Consider the following 6,941-nt stretch of genomic DNA (forward strand, 5'->3'; position numbering starts at 1 on the left):
GCAAGTTTAGCGATTAATTAGCAGATACTGAACTTACACCAAACATATTGCGGTAAACAATACCTAACGCGATAAGAGACATAGGCATCGTCCAAAAAAGACCAATGAACAATGGAATTGCTGCAATAAAGTTGATGATGGATAAAATGATTATTAATCCAAACATTGGGAACCACTTACGCGTTACCGCTTTTCTCGATGTTTCCATTGCCGTCCAAAAAGACATATCTTTGTCTAAAACTAATGGGGTAGACATACTGTAAGCAATTGCTAGATAGATTCCTGGAATAAAGAACAAAAAGTATCCGATTTGAATAAATAAATTGGATACTATGACCAGTAAAATTAGAGGTATTATTTTGGGGAAGTACGCGAAAATTTCACCAACTTGCAACGGGGCATTAACTGCACGTTTTACACCCATCATCAGTAGGCCACCGAACATAGGAATGTACAAAATAGTCAGGACTACACCAAAAATAAATGAAGTAATCATGCTCGAGAAAAAAGACTCTGAATTTTCGCTTTCTATAATTTGCTCAAAAAATGAATAACCTATTGCGAGCATTATTATCGCCGCAATAATACTGAAAATACATGCTGCGACATTAATGGGTATTTTGGCACCTTTGGTTCTGGCCCAAGCTTCGCTCAGTACTTCGCCAATTTCTAAGTTGTAGTTGCCTGTAATTCCATTTTCAATGGAGCCGTTGTTTTGGGAAAATTCTGCATCTGAAAGTTCGGATTTTGGGGCTTGATAAACGTCAGTCATAAAAACCTCCGTGTTAGGTTAATACTAAAGTTGATGAATAAATTTATTCTCAACCATAATACGCTGAAAATGTTTTAAGTCATTCCTGCTTTTCAAAATTTTTCAATCAGGGCGTAAGGCTTCTAATTGTTTGAATAAAGCTACAATGTTTATTCTTTTGCAACGATTGATGTAAATTTGTACTCAAAAATTATTTTCTTATGCAGTTTTAGTGTTTGATCAAAAACATAATCTCACCAGTGCTTGTCTTTTATTTAGGAAACTCTGATTAACCTAGAGTCTCTCGCGACACAGGGACACATGGATATGTCGCCAATTTCAAAAACTGTAGGTGATTGAAATTGTGAAGACATTGGAAATCGCATTGTCAATTTCTGCCCTCTGATTAAATCATGAATGAGTTAATCAGAGTTCTCTTTAGTAATTCGGATTTGATAAAAAACTCTTACATTGAGGCTTGCAACGTTTAGCTGTGCAGATGAGGGACTTTATCTGCTCAACTAGTTGCTTCTAATAAATACTGTGTGATTTTGATTGTTGGCAGAATGAGCAGATCCACCTCCAAATCTTTTAAAATTTTAGACGCTTATTGCTCTTTGCGTGAATGATAAATGCACTTGCCTCAGAACACTGTGAGTTAAAAGGAGTTTTTTATTATTGCGTCTGTATGTATTTTGGGTTGTTTGGAGCTTTCTAAATTAATAGCTTTGGAAGAGGGATGTTTTAAAGCGTCTGAGAAAGGGAAAGGTTTGTGAGAGAAATTCTGTGAGCTAAAAAGTGAGCCATTCACATATTAAAAATTACGAATGGCTAGACGAAAACGGTGTGCTGTTTTTTTAGGCGGTTTCGAGTTGTTTTGCTGTTTTATTTTTACTCTCCGTTTTTACACAAATCTGGGAGTTTGTGGGCTCCAAAGAGTCTTCGGCAAGTATCTTTACGGATTGATTGGACAACAAATTAAGCTCTAGAGCAAGGTGACTGGATTTGCCAGAAGTCTTAGACTCTTTCTCCAGATTTTTCCAATCAATTAAAGCAAAGCTGCCGTCAAAGTTCTCTGCCAATGCTGTACAAGATTCAACCCAATCGCCGGTATTGTAATAGCTCACATTGTGAAGCTGCTTCATTGCTGCATGGTGAATGTGTCCGCAGATAATGCCATCAAAGCCTTGTTTGGCTGCATACAGCGCTGCGACATCTTCGTAGTCAGAGATATGCATTTGCGCACGTTTAATATGAGTTTTCAGAAACCCGGCAAATGACCAATAGCCGTATCCGTACTTGGCACGAACATAGTTGAACTGGCGGTTTAAAAACATCAATAGGTCGTAACCCCAATCGCCAATCCATTTTAATATCTTGTGGGCGCGCGTTACGCCATCAAACTGATCACCATGCATTACTAATAATTTTTGCTTGTCGGCGGTAATGTGCGTGATTTTGTTGATGAGTTGAATGGTATCAAAACGGTTGTTTGCAAATTTTCTTAAAAACTCGTCGTGGTTACCGGTAATGTAATAAATTTTAACGCCGTGTTTGGACATTTTTAAAATGCGTCGAATGACGCGAGTGAAGCTTTTCTTCCAAAACACCTTTTTCGCCATTCTCCAGCCGTCGATAAAATCACCCACAATGTATAAAGACTCACAACGGTGTGATTTGAGAAATTGGTTTAATTGCTCGGCTTTACAATCTTTGGTGCCTAAATGAACGTCTGAAATAAAAATTGAACGATAATTGGCGGCGGGCTTGGAAGAGTTGTCTTTCATCAGGTCAAAATATATCCCGGAGTCTGGGAAGCAAAAATAGGGTGGTGTTTTTGAGCTGGATGAATATTGAACGCGGTGTATTGCAGGAAAGTTGCAGTATTTTTACCAAATAGTTAATTCTGGCGACATGGATGCCTTGGTCGTGAATATTTCGACTTTGGGTTTCTACATTGGCGCCCGTTTGGCAAAATAGGTGTTTATTCCACAGGATATAAGCGAGACATTTTTGAACGTATCTGAAAAGACCGAATCTTTGCAGCAGCAAATCGACGACCTACAAGCTCGTGTTGCTTTTCAAGAAGATAACTTAACCGCACTGGATGAAGTGATAGCCAAGCAAGATCGAATGATTATCGAACTGAATAAAAAGTTAGATATGCTGGTTGGAAGAGTTAAAGATTTACGTGATCAGCTGCAACAGGGCGGTGATCCTTTAGAAGAGCGACCGCCGCACTATTAAATTCTAATAAAAACAATATCTTATATATTTATCTTAAAGTAGATTGTTTTTATATTTTCTCATTCGCAAGCCTATCAACATCTTCAAGTCGCTGTTCCAGTAAGGCTTTTTTATAGTCGGAATCGGCGATTTTTAGAGCATTGTTAAGCTGGATTCGAGCTTTGTCGTAAATACCATTAAGAATAAAATATTCCGCGCGAGCTTCGTGTAAACCCAAAATATTACCCGCCAAACCTCGAACTTCGGCCAGTAAATACCAAACGTAGTCGTCTTTTGGGCGACGTTCACTGTGGTTTGTTAATATCAGTTCGGCCTGTGAATAGCGTCCGGCGTCCATCAATACTTCTGATAAGGCAACATTGAGTGGGTGGCTTTGTGGCCGCGATTGCAAGGCGTCATAGAGTCGGGTAATTGCCTGTTCTGCGTTACCTTGTTTCGATTCAAGTTTTGCCAGTGCGGTAATATAGGCGACTTCGTTGGGATCTTTTTCGATCAGGTAACGCAACTGTTCTGCGGCCTCATCAAACTGGCCTGCGTCTGTTAATGCTAAACCTAAACCGTAGCGGCTGGCATCCATTGACGCTGTTTCACCGTCCAGTTCATGACGAAATATCTTCGCAGCCACGTTGGGATTTTCTGAGTGAATCAGTCTTGCTCTGGCCTGCATTAAATAAAATCGCTGATTAACTTCGTACTGTTTAGGTTCAAATTTCTGGGCGCGGTTACGAGCATCGGCCACGCGGCTTTCGGTTACCGGGTGCGTTAATAAAAACTCTGGCGGTCTAGACGTGTACCGCAACTCTCGTAGCATACGCTCAAACATCTCAGCGCCGGCTTCTGGGTTTCGTCCAGAGGCAATCATGGTTTGAAAACCAAGTCGGTCGGCTTCTTGCTCGTTTTGTCGGCTAAATCTGAGCTGTGAATCTAAAGCTGCTGCCTGGGTTGCAGAAAGCGCCGCTAAACCAGCATCGGTGCTGCCGGTCGCCGCCGCTAAAATTAAGCTCGCTAAAAGCCCAGCCATGGTGGGAATGGTTGAATTTGCTTGCTGCTCTAGCGATCGCGCAAAGTGACGTTGGCTTAAATGCGCAAGTTCGTGGGTGAGTACCGAAGCCATTTGGTTTTCGGTTCCTGCATACAGGAAGAGTCCCGTGTTCACACCAACAACGCCGCCGGGGACCGCGAATGCATTAATGGTTGGGCTAGGAATAATCACCAAGTCTAAGTTGTAATCTCTTAACTGACTGTAGGGTGCAAGATCTTGTAAGAGCTGCTCAATGTATTCGTACATGAGCGGATCGCTAGAGGTGCGAACCTGTGCTCTAAACGCTCTTAGCCAAGCTTGACCCAGTATCTTTTCACGTTGCGGCGAAATACGTGAAGAGCTGCCATCGCCCAAATCGGGTAGCCGGATTTCCGCCCTAACTGTTGGCGAAGAGGTGCCACCAACCAACAGTATCAATGTAGCCGCTGACGCACAGAGACTTTGAGTTAATCGTTTAGGAATGAATGATTTTGAATCTATTTTTTTTGCTAAGAGCACAATAGGTATATCTCTTTGTAAAAACCAATATCAGTGTACAGCCGTTCTCTGATTTCAGTCGGAAAAGCGTGTCTTTTAAGATGCTTAAGATGACGTAATGTTCAACTTATCATAATTGTTACGACTTAGTAGATATCTTCGAAAGATTTGTTCGCTTGAGCAAAAATCAAGCAAAGACACAATTTTGAATCTGTCTAAAAATAGAGCTTTAAGGATTGTTTCAGCTGTGAATTTTTTTTAGCAAAGACGTTTTTGTGTGTTTATTATGCAGATAATTTATCGAATAAATTACTTTAAATCTGTTGTTTAAAGTACTGATAAATAATTAAAAAAACCTTTTTATGAGGAGATTTGTTAATTTCTCTGTGTGCTGAGCTGAGTATTTATTATTGTATCTTTTAATGGCGCATAGAAATTTCTGCGCCAATTTGTTATTGTAAAAACTTCTCATTTAGAACCTTTTTGAACGAGCTGTTAGTGGTGAAATTTTTCTTGGCACAACTCCTTGCGTTAATGGTTGCATTGCAATCCTTCGCAGCGATTGCTGATATTCATCAATATCATCAAAACGGTCTCGATCACCTAGAGTTCAAGCACGATCATAAATTGCTCGCTGAAAATACCACCGTGAAAAATTTAGAAGACGCAGTGGGTGACTCTTCAGTGATTAACCTTGATAAAGCCGCTTTAAAAGATTCCAAACTACCGAGTAAAGATTGCCACCATTGCTGTCATTGCCATACACACGGTCACCACGCAATTCTGAATACATCCACTGATTCTGCTCCACAAGAGCGTATTGCGGCACTTTCAAAGTATCATTTTCCAACCACTTCTTTTGATCCTTTCCCTTTATTCAGACCTCCAAGCGCGTAATCCCTGCGCGCACAACTATTCTATTTTTAAAATTTAAATAGCACGTAATCGCGACGGCTCTATCTCGTTCTCGTTGATGGTTGGCTTTCGCAGATAGCATGTGCTTGATGTAGGGATTCTTTATGACAAGGTTTTTAACGTTGGGATCTTCCCAAAGAATACTGAACTATGTGTTAGCTGTTGTGCTGAGCTGTGTTTGTGCAAACTTCGCTTATGCCAGTGAACAAAGCCAGCGACAGTGGTTATTTTGGCTGCTGGATTCGGTTAAAAAGCATCCGAGTTCCGATGTGCTAAAAAATCAATATCTCGCACAAATGTCCGATTCAAAGGGTTTAGAAAGACCACTTTACGACTACGAGTTGGAAGCCGAGCTAGAAAAAAACGGCGACGACAATAATGTGTTTTTGGGTGTTTCTAAAACACTGGATTGGTCGGGAGTTCATTCCGAGCAGCTTGAGCAAGCCAAGTTGCTGCAAATTGCCGCCAAGCAAGAGCTTATGGCAGCGCAACTCAAACAACTGCGAGAGGCGCTAGAGGTATACGTTACTTGGTACAGTGATCGTAAGTTAAATAGCCAAGCCTTATTAGAAACGCAGCAGCTTGATGCCTTAAGTGCTTTAGTAGCTGAGCGGGCTCGTAATCGTGATCTTGGTTTGGTTGACAAAAACATGGCTGATTTGGTGTTCGCCCGCAAACAAGCTTCGATTGCGACACAGCAAAGTGCCACTCTAGAAACCGAGTATGTTTTTAATCAGTGGTTTTCTTCTACCGAAATTAATACTCAGGTTTTTGATCAGGCACTTGCTGAAATCTTCGTAAATTATGTGTTTAGTGAAGATACTTCTGATTTGAGTCATCCCGATGTTCTTTTGGCAAAAGCTCAATGGCAACTACAGCTACAGCAATCCGCCGTTGTTGAAAAATCCATTAAAATCCAACCGACCTTGGGTATTGGTGTGGGAGAGGACGAAGGCGAATCCGTAGTTGCGCTGCGTTTTGGTGTGCCACTGGGTCAATCCCAGCGTTTGAAGTATCAACCCATCGCTGCTCAGCAACAGGCGCACGCGCTGGAAGCCCACTATCGACAGGAAGCCATGTCCTTTAAACACCGTGTTGCTATCGCTCAACAGCAGTGGCGGTTGTTAAAAACCGATTATCTGCGTTGGAAAAATACCACCAATACGCTGCTTAATGACTCGACATTACTCCTAGAAAAACAATGGCGTTTAGGCGACATAGGCACCGCAGAATACTTGCGCTTAAACGAAGAGCGTAATCAAACCGCGGTTGCGGGTATCGAGCTAGAAAGAGCGTTTTTCTTAAAAACCATCGAATTAATGTATCTCTCAAATTTTTCTGCGCTGTATAACACCAGCGATTTTAATTTATTTAATTAACAGAAAAATTCCCCGAATTTATAGGCTTATGTATGAAACCCACAATTCTTACTCAGATTATTTTTATGAGTGTTTTAAGTGTTTATGGTGCCCATTTAAATGCGACGGGCATACACTCTAATCACGAAGA

General features: G+C 41.1%; 6 protein-coding genes. 3 read left to right on the forward strand and 3 right to left on the reverse strand.

Features of this window, described 5'->3' with window-relative positions; translation table 11 throughout:
• Positions 1-13 precede the first annotated feature (13 nt).
• Together ACYQ28_RS03190 and ACYQ28_RS03195 are read right to left on the reverse strand one after the other, a co-directional pair.
• On the reverse strand, positions 14-772 hold the full coding sequence (locus tag ACYQ28_RS03190; protein WP_460048031.1) for a DUF975 family protein: 759 nt from the start codon (positions 770-772) through the stop codon (positions 14-16).
• Positions 773-1,608: 836 nt separating this feature from the next.
• Positions 1,609-2,538 (reverse strand): UDP-2,3-diacylglucosamine diphosphatase, encoded by a 930-nt coding sequence (locus tag ACYQ28_RS03195; RefSeq protein WP_460048033.1) that lies wholly within the window; start codon positions 2,536-2,538, stop codon positions 1,609-1,611.
• Positions 2,539-2,764: 226 nt separating this feature from the next.
• Here ACYQ28_RS03195 and ACYQ28_RS03200 point away from each other — a divergent pair, with 226 nt between their 5' ends.
• Positions 2,765-2,998 (forward strand): SlyX family protein, encoded by a 234-nt coding sequence (locus tag ACYQ28_RS03200; RefSeq protein ID WP_460048034.1) that lies wholly within the window; start codon positions 2,765-2,767, stop codon positions 2,996-2,998.
• A 49-nt stretch (positions 2,999-3,047) separates the two neighbouring features.
• Here ACYQ28_RS03200 and ACYQ28_RS03205 read toward each other — a convergent pair whose 3' ends face one another.
• Positions 3,048-4,538, reverse strand: coding sequence for a M48 family metallopeptidase (locus ACYQ28_RS03205; RefSeq protein ID WP_460048036.1), 1,491 nt, complete (start codon positions 4,536-4,538; stop codon positions 3,048-3,050).
• Positions 4,539-5,030: 492 nt separating this feature from the next.
• Between ACYQ28_RS03205 and ACYQ28_RS03210 the strand changes: the two genes are divergently transcribed.
• Both ACYQ28_RS03210 and ACYQ28_RS03215 read left to right on the forward strand, forming a co-directional pair.
• Positions 5,031-5,414, forward strand: coding sequence for a hypothetical protein (locus ACYQ28_RS03210; protein ID WP_460048038.1), 384 nt, complete (start codon positions 5,031-5,033; stop codon positions 5,412-5,414).
• A 122-nt stretch (positions 5,415-5,536) separates the two neighbouring features.
• Complete coding sequence (locus ACYQ28_RS03215; RefSeq protein ID WP_460048040.1) at positions 5,537-6,811, forward strand: TolC family protein; 1,275 nt, start codon at positions 5,537-5,539, stop codon at positions 6,809-6,811.
• Positions 6,812-6,941 lie beyond the last annotated feature (130 nt).

It is taken from the genome of Sessilibacter sp. MAH1, assembly GCF_054658315.1.

Excerpts from the sequence above, each read along its gene's own strand:
- ACYQ28_RS03195 (WP_460048033.1), bottom strand. The coding sequence starts at position 2,538 with ATGAAAGACAACTCTTCCAAGCCCGCCGCCAATTATCGTTCAATTTTT.
- ACYQ28_RS03190 (WP_460048031.1), bottom strand. The coding sequence starts at position 772 with ATGACTGACGTTTATCAAGCCCCAAAATCCGAACTTTCAGATGCAGAA.
- ACYQ28_RS03215 (WP_460048040.1), top strand. The coding sequence starts at position 5,537 with ATGACAAGGTTTTTAACGTTGGGATCTTCCCAAAGAATACTGAACTAT.